The organism is Marinicella meishanensis (assembly GCF_019931145.1).
GTDB classification, from domain to species: Bacteria; Pseudomonadota; Gammaproteobacteria; order Xanthomonadales; family Marinicellaceae; genus Marinicella; species Marinicella meishanensis.
The window spans coordinates 214842-230096 of the sequence record NZ_JAIOUV010000005.1 but is presented as its reverse complement, the minus strand read 5'-3'; the positions used below and the strand labels follow the sequence as shown (position 1 = coordinate 230096).

11 protein-coding genes are annotated in these 15255 nt (G+C 52.5%); 8 read left to right on the top strand and 3 right to left on the bottom strand.

Annotated elements, in window-relative coordinates; genetic code table 11:
• Nucleotides 1–53: 53 nt before the first annotated feature.
• Both K7G70_RS10400 and K7G70_RS10395 read right to left on the bottom strand, forming a co-directional pair.
• Nucleotides 54–758, bottom strand: a complete 705-nt coding sequence (locus K7G70_RS10400; RefSeq protein WP_223788576.1) for a UDP-2,3-diacylglucosamine diphosphatase — start codon at nucleotides 756–758, stop codon at nucleotides 54–56.
• Nucleotides 755–1348: a peptidylprolyl isomerase gene (locus K7G70_RS10395; RefSeq protein ID WP_488801378.1), complete on the bottom strand. Its 594-nt coding sequence runs from the start codon at nucleotides 1346–1348 to the stop codon at nucleotides 755–757. The genes K7G70_RS10400 and K7G70_RS10395 overlap by 4 nt, the downstream gene beginning before the upstream one ends.
• Nucleotides 1349–1538: 190 nt before the next feature.
• On the opposite strand from K7G70_RS10395, the gene purT reads away from it, so the two are divergent.
• From purT to K7G70_RS10355, 8 genes are all read left to right on the top strand, one after another.
• Nucleotides 1539–2729: a formate-dependent phosphoribosylglycinamide formyltransferase gene (gene purT, locus K7G70_RS10390; RefSeq protein WP_223788575.1), complete on the top strand. Its 1191-nt coding sequence runs from the start codon at nucleotides 1539–1541 to the stop codon at nucleotides 2727–2729.
• Nucleotides 2722–4860 carry a bifunctional 23S rRNA (guanine(2069)-N(7))-methyltransferase RlmK/23S rRNA (guanine(2445)-N(2))-methyltransferase RlmL gene (rlmKL, locus tag K7G70_RS10385; RefSeq protein ID WP_223788574.1) on the top strand — a complete coding sequence of 713 codons (2139 nt, stop codon included), beginning with the start codon at nucleotides 2722–2724 and terminating at the stop codon, nucleotides 4858–4860. Before purT ends, rlmKL begins: the two co-directional genes overlap by 8 nt.
• 80 nt (nucleotides 4861–4940) lie before the next feature.
• Nucleotides 4941–5831 (top strand): DUF1684 domain-containing protein, encoded by an 891-nt coding sequence (locus tag K7G70_RS10380; RefSeq protein ID WP_223788573.1) that lies wholly within the window; start codon nucleotides 4941–4943, stop codon nucleotides 5829–5831.
• A 52-nt stretch (nucleotides 5832–5883) separates the two neighbouring features.
• Nucleotides 5884–6756 carry a mechanosensitive ion channel family protein gene (locus K7G70_RS10375; protein WP_223788572.1) on the top strand — a complete coding sequence of 291 codons (873 nt, stop codon included), beginning with the start codon at nucleotides 5884–5886 and terminating at the stop codon, nucleotides 6754–6756.
• Nucleotides 6753–7694, top strand: a complete 942-nt coding sequence (locus K7G70_RS10370; RefSeq protein ID WP_223788571.1) for a zinc transporter ZntB — start codon at nucleotides 6753–6755, stop codon at nucleotides 7692–7694. The genes K7G70_RS10375 and K7G70_RS10370 overlap by 4 nt, the downstream gene beginning before the upstream one ends.
• A gap of 10 nt (nucleotides 7695–7704) precedes the next feature.
• Nucleotides 7705–9447, top strand: coding sequence for an autotransporter assembly complex protein TamA (locus K7G70_RS10365; protein ID WP_223788570.1), 1743 nt, complete (start codon nucleotides 7705–7707; stop codon nucleotides 9445–9447).
• Nucleotides 9444–13016 carry a translocation/assembly module TamB domain-containing protein gene (locus K7G70_RS18060; RefSeq protein WP_223788569.1) on the top strand — a complete coding sequence of 1191 codons (3573 nt, stop codon included), beginning with the start codon at nucleotides 9444–9446 and terminating at the stop codon, nucleotides 13014–13016. Before K7G70_RS10365 ends, K7G70_RS18060 begins: the two co-directional genes overlap by 4 nt.
• Nucleotides 13017–13100: 84 nt before the next feature.
• The gene (locus tag K7G70_RS10355; protein ID WP_223788568.1) at nucleotides 13101–14327 is read left to right on the top strand and encodes a hypothetical protein; all 1227 of its coding nucleotides are present in this window, start codon (nucleotides 13101–13103) and stop codon (nucleotides 14325–14327) included.
• Nucleotides 14328–14356: 29 nt separating this feature from the next.
• Here K7G70_RS10355 and K7G70_RS10350 read toward each other — a convergent pair whose 3' ends face one another.
• On the bottom strand, nucleotides 14357–15244 hold the full coding sequence (locus K7G70_RS10350; protein ID WP_223788567.1) for a haloalkane dehalogenase: 888 nt from the start codon (nucleotides 15242–15244) through the stop codon (nucleotides 14357–14359).
• Nucleotides 15245–15255 lie beyond the last annotated feature (11 nt).

Here is a 15255-nt window from a genome sequence, read left to right as displayed (position 1 = left end):
GTATTCGAAGACGATTTTACAGGGCGGTCGAGGAGACAGAAAGCGGCCGATAATCAGCCGGAAATCAATTGGAACCCTTGTTCGTTGACGGCCAAATGGCTGCTTTGGTGGTGCCAATCACCCAGCACGATGCGGGTGCGTTCACCATCACGATGAATCGCAGGGCGGTGGGTGTGACCATGGATCATGGTCTTGACCTGGTGTTTTTTAAACAAGTCGTCAATGGCTTGGGGGTTGACATCCATGATGGCTTGGGCACTGTTTTGAGTGTGGTTCTGGCTCTCGGTTCTGGCTTGTTTGGCGAAAGCCACCCGCTGTTCAATTTTCATGGCCAAAAACTGTTGTTGCCAAGTGGGATCGCGCAGCATTTGGCGAACCTTTTGATAGGCATGGTCATCGGTACATTGGGCGTCGCCATGCACCAACAACACGTCTTCACCACGCAACTGAATGGTGGTCGGTTCGCTGAGGATCTGCATGCCGCAAGCAGCGGCATAAACTGACCCCAACAAAAAATCTCGGTTACCGGCCATGAAATACAGTTCAACCCCATGATCGGCCAGTTTTATTAAGGCCTGTTGGGCGGTGGTGGCGGTGCGGTCCAAAGCGTCATCGCCCAGCCAATATTCAAAGAAATCTCCCAAAATGTACAAAGCCCGCGCGTGGCGGGCTTGTTGATCACAAAACTTCAGGAATGATCGGGTGATTTCTGGTTGCTGATCTGACAAGTGCAAATCAGCGATGAACAGGGTGGTCATGAAGCGGGTTTCACTTCCGGCAACTGCTCAACCACCTGCACCGATTCAATCACGATGTTTTCCACCGGCACGTCTTTTCTGAATGGCATGCGTCCAGCGGTCGGGGTGAAGCGGATGTCGTCCACCACATCCATGCCTTGCACCACTTCACCAAACACGGCATAACCCCAGGTGATGGAATTTTGCTCACCGGTGAAGTTCAAAGAGGCGTTGTCCTGGACGTTGATGAAAAACTGCGAGGTGGCCGAGTGGGGCGCTGGTAATCGGGCCATGGCAATGGTGCCGCGCAAGTTTTTCAGGCCATTGTTGGCTTCGTTTTGGATCGGATCTTTGGTCGGCTTGCGCTCCAAGCTTTCGTTGAAACCACCGCCTTGGATCATGAAGGTGCTGATCACCCGGTGAAAGATGGTGCCTTCATAAAAACCTTCATTGGCATAGGACAAAAAATTGGTCACCGAATCCGGTGATTTTTCATCGTAAAGTTTCAAATATATGTCCCCTTTGTTGGTGGTCATTTTCACCAGGGTGTTGTTGGCATGAACGGTTGCCGTCATCATGACCAGCAAAAATATCGCAGCAATGTTTTTCATGTGATCCTCAAATTGGGTGTAGTCAGTTGAAAACAGCGAACATGATAACGTGGTGGCTGACAGATTTCCAGTGACACGTGTGGATGTTCGCAGACTGGTCGATTTCGACCGCTGCCAGACCCAAAGGTTTCGTTAAAAGCACACTGGATTGGTGCTATAATGCCGCCTTCAACTCACAGTCAATAGATACATGGAATCTTTATTCAACAGCCAACGCAAACAACCCATTAAAATGATGTTATTGGGTTCTGGAGAACTGGGCAAAGAAGTGGTCATTGAAGCCCAACGTTTGGGGGTGTATGTGGTCGCGGCGGATCGTTATGCCGATGCCCCGGCGATGCATGTGGCCGATGAGTCGGTGGTGCTGGACATGACCGATGGTGCCGCCTTGAAAAAGGCCATCAAAAAGCACCAACCTGATTTGGTGGTGCCTGAAATTGAGGCGATTGCAACCGATGTGTTGGTCGAACTGGAAGCCGCGGGTCAACATGTGGTGCCGACGGCCAAAGCCGCCCAATTGACCATGGACCGCGAAGGCATCAGACGCCTGGCTGCTGAAGAGTTGGAAGTCAATACCAGCCCTTATGCCTTTGTTGATGCGTATGATGAATTCATCAAAGCCGTCAAGCAAGTGGGCATCCCTTGCGTGGTCAAGCCGGTGATGAGCTCATCGGGCAAAGGCCAATCCACCATCATGGAAGAGGCAGACATAGATCAGGCCTGGGAATACTCACAAAGTGGTGGGCGCACCGGGGCCGGGCGGGTGATTGTCGAAGGCTTTGTGAAATTTGATTATGAAATCACTTTGTTGACCATCCGCCATCGCGAGGGGACCTCCTATTGTGACCCGATTGGACATCGCCAGGATGACGGCGACTATCAAGAGTCTTGGCAGCCACAACCCATGACCGATGTGTCCTTGGCCAAAGCCAAGGAAATCGCCAAAAAAGTCACCGATGCCTTGGGTGGTTATGGCTTGTTTGGGGTGGAGTTGTTTGTGCGCGGCGATGAAGTGATTTTTTCCGAAGTCTCACCCCGCCCACATGACACCGGTATGGTGACCATGGTGTCACAAGATTTGAGTCAATTTGCCCTGCATGTGCGTGCCATTTTGGGTTTGCCCATTCCGGCCATCCAACAGAATGGCCCTTCGGCATCACACGTGATATTGGGCCACGGTCAGGGCGTCCATCCCACCTTCAGTGGGGTTGACGAAGCCTTGGGGCAAAAAGGCACCCAAGTGCGCCTGTTTGGTAAGCCGGAGATCAATGGCAAACGCCGTTTGGGCGTGTGCCTGGCCACCGCCCGTTCACTGAATGCAGCGCGCAAGAAAACCAGTGACATGGCGGCGGTCATCCAAGTCCACATCCACGATGAGTGAAGCCGTTGAGCTGGCGGCATTCGTCAGTTGTCCCAAACACCTGGAACTGTTACTCAAAGATGAATTACTGGCTCTGGGCGCCCTGACGGCACAAGAAGGGTTGGCTGGGGTGCATGCCACCGCCACCGCATCGGTTTGGTTGGAAGTGATTATGTGGTCGCGCTTGGCCAACCGCGTTTACCTCCACCTGGGCCAGCATCCAGCCGGCAACAAAGACGCGCTGTATCAAGCGGTCATGTCGCATGCATGGCAAGCGCGCTGTCTGGACGTCCCCAGGACCCTTTCAATCCGCTTCAATGGCACCAACCGGGCCCTGAAAAACACCCATTATTCATCCCAGGTCACCAAAGATGCGATTTGTGACCAATTCAATGAATCCCAAGGTTTTCGACCCAAAGTGGTCAAAGCCGACGGGCATTTGAGTGTCTATGCCCGGCTCAAAAACAACACCGTGGATTTATACCAAGACATCACTGGCCACAGCCTGCATCAACGGGGCTATCGCGGCACCAACACCTTGGCACCCTTGAAAGAAAACTTGGCCGCGGCCATTTTGCTCCGCGCTGGCTGGCCAGAATTGGCGCGACAAAACCACAACTTGATTGATCCCATGTGTGGCTCGGGCACCTTGTTGACCGAAGGCTGGCAAATCGCCTGTGACCTGGCGCCCAACAGCCAACTCAAAAGCCACGCCTTGTTTTCCTGGGTGGGCTTTGATGCCGTCCAATGGAGTCGTTTGGTGGGCGAGGCCGAACAGCGGGCCACCACGGGCATGGCTGCGTTCAAAGGCCAAGTCATTGGCGTGGATCACCACAAAGACTCCATCAGACAAGCCAATGACAACCTGGCCAGACTGCCATACAACAAGCGCATCGGCTTTCAATACCAAACGCTGGACAAATTCAAAATACCACCCCGCCGCAACCTGATCGTGTGCAACCCACCATATGGGGTGAGGCTGCAAAAAAACTACCTGTCCAGTTGGTTGCAGTTGCGGGATTGGTTGCGCGGACCGGGGCAGGGTAGTCAGGCAGCAATTTTGACCCCTGATGACAGCAAAGGTTGGTTATTGGGCTACCGCTCAACACAAACCTATGCCTTGCTCAATGGCAACATCCCCATCCAATTGCGCCTGTATGAACTGCAGAAAAACCAGCAGCTGCAAGTGCCTGAGGAGCAGTTGTTTGCGCTGCCTGCCGGGGCGCAAATGTTGGCCAACCGGCTGAAAAAGAACCGCAAACGCCTGCAAGCCTGGATCGATGAACAACAGATCGAAGCACATCGTTTGTACGATGCCGACTTGCCCGAATACGCGGTGGCCATTGATTGCTATCAAAATCACGTGCACATCCAGGAATACCAGGCCCCCAAAAGCATTGACAGCAAGAAGGCCATGAACCACCTCAATCAGGTGCTGTTGGCGGTGCAATCGGTGCTGCAACCCAAGCGGGAAAAAATTCACCTGAAAACCCGACAAATTCAACGCGACAAACAGCAGTACAACAAACTATCAGAACAAGAACAGCGCTTGGTCATCTCCGAACAGCAGCGGCGCTATTTGGTGGACTTGGAACAGTACCTGGACACCGGATTGTTTTTGGATCACCGTTGGCTGAGAAACCAGGTGCAACAACAAAGCCAAGACCGTTCGGTGTTGAATTTGTTTTGTTACACTGGAGCAATTTCGGTGGCTGCGGCCCAAGGTCATGCCGCCCGAGTGGTCAGCGTAGACACCTCTAAAACCTACCTCAAATGGGCCGAAGAAAATTTTGCCCTCAATGGTTTGCGCAACGCCAAACACCGGTTTGTCCGACAAGACGTGCTGACCTTCCTCAGAAAACACCGTGGCGATCAATTCGATTTGATCATTGCCGACCCACCCACTTTTTCCAATTCCCACTCCAGGGACACCGATTGGGTGGTGCAAAACGACCACCCGGAATTGCTTGAGTTGTGTTTCAAGCACCTGGCCCCCAATGGTCAAATATATTTTTCAAACAACTTCAAAAAATTTGTCTTAGATCCTGAAATCAAAAACAAATATGACGTCAAGGACATCACGGAAGAGTCGATGGACCCCGATTTTGTCGGGTCCAAAATTCACCATTGTTTTGTGCTCAAGCGGCGATGAAATCAAATCGCTGCTTTTTTTCACTGGAAATTAATTTTGCAACCCTTATGATGGGTTGAAAGAACACAGCAGAGGGCTCCATGTTAAAACAATACACCACCTTGATGACCTTGGCCGTGGCACTGTTGACCGCCAACGCAGTGATGGCCAGACCCCATGAGTACCAAGCCTGGCAACAATGGCGCCTGGATCGCTTGCAACAACCCGATGGTTGGTTAAGCTTGGTCGGCTTGGAATGGTTGCACGTGGGTGACAACCGCATTGGTTCGGCGGCCGACAATGACATTCAACTGTCCCATGGTCCTGAATACTTGGGTAACCTACACCTGTCCCGCGACCAGTCCATGCGGTTCATCCCAGTGGCCAGCAGCGGCATCCGTGCCTACAATGAGGAATTGGTCGAGCCCATCACCGTTCATGCCGATACCAGTGAAGCCGAAACCACCGTCTTCACCATAGACAGTTTTGTGTTTTATGTGGTCGATCGGGGCAAGATGGCGTTTCGCATCAAAGACGCCAAAGCCTCCACCCGGGTTAATTTCAAGGGTTTGGAATATTTTGATTATGACCCATCACTGCGCATCAGCGCGCAATTCGTGCCCTATGAACCGGCCAAAATCATTCCCACGGTGAATGTGCTGGGCCTGCTCACTGATGAGCCCTCACCGGGCCGGCTGGAGTTCACCATCAATGGCCAAGCTCACAGTTTGGATGCCTTGGATTCCAGTGATGCTTACTACATGATTTTTGCCGACCGCACCAATGGCCGCAGCACCTACGGTCCTGGTCGTTTTGTCTACACCGACGGCAAGGTCAATGACGATGGCACCGTGGTCATTGATTTCAACAAAGCCTATAACCCACCGTGCGCTTTTACCGCTTTTTCCACCTGTACCTTGCCACCCAGGCAGAACCGATTGCCCATTTTCATCGAAGCGGGTGAACGAAAGTATGCAGACAGTGTCTACTGAGAAAACCCAGCGCGAGTCTGTGTTGGGTGATTTTTTTGGGTAGAATGAAGGCATGATAGAAGCTTTGCAAAGCACCGCATTCACCATCGGCAATGGCGTCGAAGTCAGCTGGCTTCAGATCATCTATTCGGTGGTGTTTGTCATCATTGCTTGGTTCATGAGCCGCTTGATCGCCTATTTGGTGGTCAGAAAACTGCTCAGCAAAACCAAAATCAGCCCAGACAGCAAAGCCATCATCCAGCGCATCATCTTCATTGCCATGATCATCTTGGTGGTGTTGTCGGTGCTGACGTTCCTGGGTATTCCTTTGGCGACATTTGCCTTCATTTCCGGAGCTGTGGCCATTGGCTTTGGCTTTGGCGCAAAAACCATCATTGAAAACTTCCTCAGTGGCTGGATCTTGATGTCAGAACGGCCCATTCGCATCGGAGACATCATCGAGTTGGATGGATTGTTGGGCATGGTCATCCAAATTGGCAACCGCTCAACCCAAATCAAACGCAATGACGGGGCCCACATCGTGGTGCCCAACAGCCAGGTGTTGGAATCACGCCTGGTCAACTGGACCTTGAATGACCCGTTCATCCGCACCTTTGTCAGGGTGGGGGTGGCCTATGGCACGGATGTGGAATTGGTCAGGCGCTTGTTGACCGAAGTGATGACCAGCCATGAATTGGTGCAGCAAGAACCGCCCACATTGGTGGTGTTTGAGGATTTTGGTGACAGTGCTTTGGTGTTTGATGCGTTTTTCTGGGTGTCGGTCCAATCCGGTAAAGAACTCAGGTTGGTGCGTTCAGACATTCGTTTCATGATTGAAAAAGCCTTCAAAGACCATGATGTGGTGGTGTCATTCCCCCAACGTGACGTGCATTTGAACTTCACCGATCCCAAGCAGTTGTCAGGCTGGCCAGAGCGCTCATCATGACTGAATCGAAGCTCACCACATTGATTCTCAATGGCCAAGGTGGGTTGGCGCCTGAGTCCAGTGAGGGTTCATTGTGGCACCATGTCAAATACACCGACAAGAAAGCCAGTAAATGGATCAAATCCTACCCGGGACTGTCAGACCTGGCCCGCATGACCTTGCTGGATCACGAAACCCGACCACGGGCCCACGTGTCAGAGCAAGAAGTCCTGTTGTGCCTGCGCGGTATCAACTTCAATGAAGAGGCGCATCCGGAGGACATGATATCGATCCGCATTTGGGTGGGCGTGCGTGACATCATCACCAGTGCCAGCCATGGCAGCCAGTCGATCCGCAACATGCGCGCTTTGTTGGAACAAAACATCGGACCGATCAATGGGGCAACCATGATTCTGGGTTTGATTGATCAACTGGCCCATTTGACCGATGAATTCGTTGACAAAATGGACCTCAAATTGGATGACATTGAAGATCAATTGGAACACATTGAGCTGTCACAGTTCAATCCCATGATGAGCCAAATCCGGCGGCAAACCGCCAGCATCCGGCGTTATCTGCTGCCACAGAAAGACGCCATCGACAAACTGTATCGCAACAAACATGTCGGTTTCACAGAAAGCTTTTATGATCAACTGTATTTGCACATGGACCGTTTCTTGAAACTGATTGAGAATTTGGATCTGATGCGCGAACGATCCATGATGCTGCAAGAACAGTACATGGCCATCATCAGTCACCAGCAAAACAGCCGGTTGTACATTCTGGCCATCGTTTCGGCCATTTTCCTGCCATTGACCTTCTTGTCGGGATTGTTCGGCATGAATGTGGCCGGTCTGCCAGGCACGGAAAATCCAGCCGCCTTCAATGCCGTCATCGGTTTCAGTGTGGGCCTGACCGTGTTGTTGTTGATTTGGTTCAAGAAAAGCCGTTGGTTTTGACTGTTTGATCATGATGGGTTTGCGTTTTTTCACCCCGGCAGTGGTGTTGCTGATGCTGCTCTGCCCGGCCCAGTTGGTGGCCATCGAATGGCAAGTACCCGGTTTGGAAGCTGAGCAGGCACAAAATGTGCGGCTGTTCCTGGCCAACAAAAACTTCAATTGTCAATCCTTGCGCATTCCCAACAGCCAACAGCAACAAGCCCTCAAGCAACAGGTGCGCTTGGCCCTGCAACCCTTTGGTTATTTCAATGCCCGGACCCAGTTGCTCGAAGCCAAAGCAGCGGACAAGGACTGTGAATCAATAACCTTGCAAGTCGATTTGGGACCAGTCACTCGCATCACCCAGGTCAATATTGAAGTGACCGGAGCCGGGGCGGAGGATGCGGCTTTTGTTGCCGCCTTGAAAGCCCATGGTCTGCAGCGGGGCGCCCCTTTGCGACAGCCAGAATATGCCAAGCTCAAAAGACAATTGACCAACTTGGCCAGCGAACGGTTTTATCTGGACGCCCAATTCATCGCCCAACAAATGCGGGTCCAAGCCGAAAACAATGAAGCAGCCGTTGAACTGTCATTCCACACTGGTGAGCGTTACCGCTTGCGATCGGTGATCATCAGCGAAGAACCCAGCCATTTGAGCCCAGAATGGCTGCAACGGCTGGTGCCTTTCAAAACGGGCGCACACATCAGTCGTGATGACCTGTATCGACTCAAACAAAAACTCAATGCCACCGGCTATTTTGCCCAAGTCAAATTCGACACCCAGATAGATGAATGGCTGGGGGCTCAGTTTGATTTGCACATCAAGCTGACCCCAGCGGCTAAATTTGATTATGCCGTGGGTCTGGGATTCTCCACCGACGCCGGCATCAAAACGTCCTTTAAATACAACAACCACCGGGTCAACAGCCGCGGGCACCAATACGCGCTGCAAGTGCAAGCCTCCGAATTGAACCGCGAGTTGAGCATGAATTACCAAATGCCATCGAGCCGCCGACCGGGCAGTAAATGGTATTCGGTTCACCTCGGATACAAGGATGAAGAGACATCACAAGTGAGCAGTGAATTAAGTAAATTGGGTTTCAGCGAAACCCGCATCCATGACAACCGCTGGCAAAACATCAATTTCATTGATTGGGTGCAAGAAAGCTTTGATACGGGAGTCAACCGCAACACCACACAATTGGTGGTGCCTGGCACCAGTTGGTCGGTGACCGAGGCCGATGATTTGTCCAGGCCTTTCAGCGGTTATCAATTGCAAGCGGAACTGAAATTGGCCAGTGATGACCTGTTGTCTGATGCGTCATTCGCCCAACTCACTTTCAACGGCAAGTGGATCCATCGGGTGGGCACCTCCAGTCGCCTGTTGTACCGCCTGCAGTTGGGCAGCACCGCCAGCAGTGATTTCGATGTGTTGCCGACCAATTATCGCTTCTACGCCGGTGGTGATCAAAGCATCCGCGGTTTTGATTACGAAACCATTGCCCCGGTGGATGGGAATGGTGACTTGGTGGGTGGCAAGCACATGTTCACTGGCAGTGTGGAGTATGAATACCCAATTGCCGCACAATGGGCGGCCGCGGTGTTCACTGATTTTGGTGATGCCTTTACCGATGAGTTTGACTTCCAACAAGCCGTTGGCTTGGGGTTGCGGTGGTTTTCACCGATAGGCCCCATTCGCTTGGATCTGGCCAAACCCTTGGATCGTCAGCCCGATTCCATTCGCTTGCACATCACCGTGGGGCCTGACCTGTGATCGGCCGTTGGCTCAAACGCGCCCTGTGGCTGTTGCTGACCATCTTGTTGGTGATTTTGTTACTGGTATATTATGGTTTGTACACCCAAACAGGTAGCCAACAGGTCATCAATTGGTTGCTGAATCGCTACCAGTTGCCCATCACCTACGAAGCCACTGATGGCCATTTGGCTGGGTCGCTGGAATTTCGTGGCTTGCGTTACCAGTCGCCCGAAATCGCTGTCGAAGTGGGGCATTTGGCCTATGACTTGGACTGGTCTTTGTGGCACCAGTCGATCAACTTCACTTCCTTGGCCTTGACCGATGTGGTGGTCGAACAGCAGTCCCATTCGCAGCCTGCTGAGAACAGCCAGACCACTACGACACCCGGCCCCTACACACTGCCATTGGTATTGCAGCTGCAACACTTTGAGGTCAACCGCATCCAACTGCGGCTCGACCAACAACAGCATGATTTACAACGCATCAGTGGCCAAGCCAGTTGGCAACTGGCAGACATCCGCGTCCAGCAATTGCAGCTTGAGCACCACGATGCGGAACTGCAGCTTGACGGCGAACTCACTGCACAGCCGCATTGGCCATTTGACTTCAGCACCCAATGGCACTGGCAAGACCCACAACAACCCAGTCGCCGTTTGGCTGGCAGTGGTCGTTTACAAGGCCACCTCAGCGAAATTCAATGGCAGCAGCAAATTGAATTAAGCGATGCACAAGCCCAGGGGGCGTTGTTGCTGGACGGCCAATTGTTGATGGGCCCAGCGCTTGAGGTGGCGGTTAATTTTGAGACGGCCGCACCCGGTCTCAGCCTGCGCTTGCCCCAAGCCGCCATGCAAGTCAACATCCTGCCATCAACCTGGTCCTTGAAGGGCACAGAACAGCAGCTGGTATTGAACACTGAGGTCAGTACCGAAACCTGGCCTGATGGCCAATTGCAATTGCTTGCCAGTGGTGACGTCAGCCAACGCTTCGAAGGCCGTTTGGCATGGCAAAGCCAAGGCGAACAACTACCAGCAGCCAGTGACAACGAACAATTGGCTGCCACTTTCAGCCTGGATGCCAGTGATGGTTTGGCGCTGACTTCGCAATGGCAGTTGCAACAATTCAATCCCGCGGCCTGGGGTCTCGATGCACCCGGACAGATCAGTGGTGAGCTGGGTTTGCAAGGCTCTTTACAGGGTGAAGCGTGGCAAGTGACCGTGTTGGACAGTCAGTTGAGTGGCCTGTTGTTTGAACAAGCCTTGCGCATGGGTGGGGGTGCCCAATTCAGCCAACAAGCCTGGTCGGCAAAACAATTCAATCTGCACCTGGGTGACAACCACTTGCAGCTGGATGGTGAGTTCAGTCCCCAAAACATGGACCTGAGCATCGCCATCGAGGCGGCGGATTTGGCCCATTTTCAGCAAGGCGTGGCTGGCGACCTCAGTGGACAGGTCACCCTCGGTGGGTCCTATGAACAACCGGTGATCAGCGCCCAGTTATCTGCCCAACAGTTGCAATATGCCGACTTCAAAGCGCTCAACAGCCAACTGACTGCTGACGGTTTGTGGGGCCATAACATCGACGCCCAATTGCAGGTGCAATCAGGCCTATACAACCACATTGACTTCACTGATTTGACGGTCACAGGGCAGGGGTGGTTGGCTGCGCATCAGCTGCAATTGGAGGTGCAATTGGCCGATTTTTCCACTGCATTGGCGGTGACTGGCGAAGCATTGGGGGCAGACAGCCACGCGGGCTGGCGCGGCACATTGTCTGAACACAGTTTGTTGTTATCAGATGGACAACGCATTCAATTGACTGCACCGGCCGACATTGAGTGGGGTGACGGGCTGTCATTATCGGCTTTGTGTTGGACTGGTGTGGCAGACGGACAGTTGTGCGTGCAATCAGACCAAATCAAATCTGACCAATCATTGACCGGCTCATTGCAGGTCACGCAATTCAGTGTCAAACCACTGCAAGCCTTGTTGCCAGATGCGTTCACATTATCCGGCTTGTTCAACGGCTCAGCCATCTATGAGATCAAAGACGAAACCGTTTCTTTGGACGCGAAGTTGGCCTTGGACCAAGGTCATGTGAGCATCGCCAATGAAGATGGCGTGTTGTTGGATCAAGCGATCGAAACCTGGCAATTGACCGCCCAAAACAGCGACCACCAAGTCAATGCCTCCATGCAACTGCGGCTGGCTGACGCCAGTTATTTGCAGTGGGAAGGGGTGCTGAACAGACCCGACAAACAGGCCGAATGGCAGCTTGGATCCAGCTTAAAAGGACAGTTGATCCAACCCAATTTCATCCAAGAATTAACCAGTGAAATCAGTGAAATGGAAGGGCTGATTGAAGTGAATGGTGAAGTGAAGGGCCTGCTTTCAGGCCCACGGGTTTCCTTGACTTTAAACCAACCAGATGGTCACCTCAAACTGACCCGCATGGGGACCCGCATCGAACAACTCAAACTGACCATTGACAGCCAAGCCGATCGAGCCAATGTGTACCAGATGAATTTGTCCGGCCGGCATTTGTTGCCGAACGAACAAGGTCACATGCAAATGAGCGGTGAACTGGACCTCAATGCCCCCTGGCAATTCAGGGGCCAATTAACCGGACAACAGTTTCGGGTGTTCAACCTGCCAGAATTGAGTTTGGAGGTGTCACCGGCTTTGCAAGTCAAGGCCACGCAAGAATCGGCCCAAATCACGGGGCAGATTGACATCCCGTATGGCCATGTGGTGATCAAAACCCTGCCGCCCGAAGCAGTCAATAACGCCAATGATTTGGTGGTGATCAGGGATGAACCCGAGGCGTTGAATGAGGCCTTGGTCTACCCAGTGATGTTGGATGTACAAGCCCGCATTGAAGATGTGGTGAAGCTCGATGTCATTGGCTTGCAAGCCGACTTATTGGGTAACTTACAAATCAAACAAGGGGCCAGCCAACAACTGCAAGGCTTTGGTGAATTGTCCTTGGCAGCAGGCACTTATCAAGTATATGGTCAAAAATTAACCATTGAAACCGGCGAAATGTATTTCAGTGGTGCCTTGGACAATCCGCGTTTGAACATCAAAGCCTCCAGGCAAGCCACGGTGGACTCGGTCAAGGCCGGCGTGCAGCTGGGCGGCACGGTGGACAACTTGCAATCAGAGCTGTTTTCAGAACCGGCCATGTCTGATGTGGAAAAACTGTCATACATCATGACCGGGCAGGGCATCAATGCCGGCGGTCAACTGGATTCAGAAGCGTTGAAACAAACCGCCATCTTGTTGGGCCTGAGTCAAAGCAGTCCAATCTTCAATCAAATTCAACAACAATTTGGCATTGATGTGCTCACCGTCAAGCGCAATGGCCCACAGGCGGAGTCGGTGATTGAGGCTGGCAAGCAAATCAATGAGCGCTTGTATGTTGCCTACAACCAAGGGCTGTTCAACCGCTTGGGCTATTGGGTTTTGAAATACCGCATCAACCAATACCTGAATCTGCAGTCCACCCAAGGCGAAGACCAATCCATTGAGTTGGTGTATACCCGCAAAGCGGCGCCCAAGAAACCCAAGAAAAAACCAGCAAAAGACTAATTGGTGTACAAATAACCAAAAATTTGGCGCATTAGGCTGATTCTTTGCGCATGAATCAATAACCCAAAGTCAAAAGGTGAACTCATGCGTCTGGTACAAATGTGGTTGTTGGTGGTCTTAATCAATGTTACAGCCGAAGTCATGGGTGACCCGAAAGGCAGTTGGGACACCATCTCCATATTCAACCAAGCGCCACTGGAGATCAAGCTGGGTGCCAGCCACGATGGACCCGATCCCGATTTGGTGGCCTTGGTTCTGTGGAATGACAGCGTCAACAACCGCCTGGATGCGGTGCACATCCCACCCCCATACGACGGCACCGGCATCACCACCACGGCCTTGGAAAACACCGCCATTTTGTTCAATTTGGGCAGTCTTTGCACCGATGGCACCAACTTGATCGCCCCATACATCAAAGATTTCAACCTGGAAGTGGCCCGTTTCAATGGCAGCAACTGGAGCACCATGACTGTACCAGGGACCACCACCAATAACTTTGACAATGCCAATTGTGGTGCCAATCAGGACGGCATATTTTTGGGCGCGCATGACTTGACCGATGGCGAAACTGAATATTTTCGATCCACCAATGGCGGTTCCAATTACACTTTTTATGGCCGATATACTTCGGCGGGGCCCTTCGACGGGGCCATCAGAGAACCACTGGTCACCACCGATTTTACTCGGTATTTGTATGGCTTGAATCAACAAAGCAATGGTCAGGTGAGGGTGTCGCGCACCAGCACCGCCGGCGCCTCGGCATCGTTCTCACACTTTCCCATTGAAAATCTGCCAGCGCCAGCCGGATTTACCTTCGTCAAAGAAGGGGTGGGCGTTGCCAATGGACCCGGGGTGGCGTTCACATACAACTCAGAAGGCACCGCGCGTTTGGTGGAAGTCCCGAACAACAACCCTGGCAACACCACCGAACGCAACCTCGGCATGATCAACAACAACGGCTCGCAGTTCACGTTCCAAGGCGGTGCCATCACCACTTTCAAAAACCTCAATGGCGTGCCGGCATCCAATAAAATCTTGTGGGGTGATTATTGGTACGTGTCGCCTTACAACAACAGCGCACAGGTGCTCAGTGACGTGTCCTTTCCCTTGACCGGGGTGGGCGGTCCGGTGGCCACATGCCAAGTCTCAGAACAGGGTGCTTATACCCACGACACCCAATTGGTGGTGGGTGGGCCCAGGGTCGGCAGCACGGGGACAGACCTACAGATCCGGGATGTCAATGTCGATTCATTGTTCACCGATGGGTTTGAGTCGGGTGACACCACAGCTTGGTTTGCCACTTGTCCCTAACCAATGTATGGATAGGATGGCCTTGCTGGTCAATGAGACTTGAGCAAATCGTTGACAGCTTGGGCAAACTCTTGCGGCGAATCTTCTTGCAGAAAGTGACCGCCGCGCAAGATCACATGCGGCAGTCCGCTGGCCCCGGGCACCCGCTTTTGAAAATATTTTTCACCGCCGCGCATGATTGGGTCTTTGTCGCTGAAGGTGGTCAAAAAGGGTTGGTCCCATTGTTCCAGGATTTGCCAGGCCGCGCGGTTGTTCGCCGCTTCCGGATCGCTGTGTTCAGTGGGCACCAATTGGGGAAAGGCACGGGTCCCGGCCTTAAATCGGCGACTCGGGAAGGGCGCGTCATAGGCGGCAACCTCATCAGGACTTAAGTTCCGCAGGCAGCCTGAATTGATAATTTTGCCAATTGGAAACCAAGGGCTGTAACGGGCAAATGCCCGCCAAATCTTGAATGCTTTGGGCACCGGATGATCGCCTGATGGCAAAAAGCCATTGCCAATCACCACCGCTTTAAACCGATCCACATTGGCCGTCAGCAAACGCAAGCCCAACAATGAACCCCAATCCTGACAAACCAGGGTGATCCGTTGCAGCTGTAATTGATCGATGAAGCCTTGTAACCAAGCCAAATGCCCGGCATAACTGTAATCCTTAATGCGGGTCGGTTTGTCCGATTTGCCAAAACCGATCAAATCCGGGGCCAACACCCGATGTCCTGCGCTGGCGCACACCGGAATCATGTGTCGATACAAGTACGACCAACTGGGCTCCCCATGCAACATCAACACCGGATCGGCGGTGGCATCACCTTCATCCACATAATGCATGCGCAAGCCATCCAAATCCAAATATTGCGGTGCAAACGGGTAGTCAGGTAAGTTTTCGAATCGATGCTCTGGGGTACGGAGGCTGTTCATGTCATTCATTA

Bases quoted from the DNA above. Each gene is read 5' to 3' on its own strand.
- K7G70_RS10395 (WP_488801378.1), bottom strand. From the start codon at position 1,348: ATGAAAAACATTGCTGCGATATTTTTGCTGGTCATGATGACGGCAACC.
- K7G70_RS10400 (WP_223788576.1), bottom strand. From the start codon at position 758: ATGACCACCCTGTTCATCGCTGATTTGCACTTGTCAGATCAGCAACCA.
- K7G70_RS10355 (WP_223788568.1), top strand. From the start codon at position 13,101: ATGCGTCTGGTACAAATGTGGTTGTTGGTGGTCTTAATCAATGTTACA.
- purT (WP_223788575.1), top strand. From the start codon at position 1,539: ATGGAATCTTTATTCAACAGCCAACGCAAACAACCCATTAAAATGATG.
- rlmKL (WP_223788574.1), top strand. From the start codon at position 2,722: ATGAGTGAAGCCGTTGAGCTGGCGGCATTCGTCAGTTGTCCCAAACAC.
- K7G70_RS10365 (WP_223788570.1), top strand. From the start codon at position 7,705: ATGATGGGTTTGCGTTTTTTCACCCCGGCAGTGGTGTTGCTGATGCTG.
- K7G70_RS10350 (WP_223788567.1), bottom strand. From the start codon at position 15,244: ATGAACAGCCTCCGTACCCCAGAGCATCGATTCGAAAACTTACCTGAC.
- K7G70_RS10370 (WP_223788571.1), top strand. From the start codon at position 6,753: ATGACTGAATCGAAGCTCACCACATTGATTCTCAATGGCCAAGGTGGG.
- K7G70_RS10375 (WP_223788572.1), top strand. From the start codon at position 5,884: ATGATAGAAGCTTTGCAAAGCACCGCATTCACCATCGGCAATGGCGTC.
- K7G70_RS10380 (WP_223788573.1), top strand. From the start codon at position 4,941: ATGTTAAAACAATACACCACCTTGATGACCTTGGCCGTGGCACTGTTG.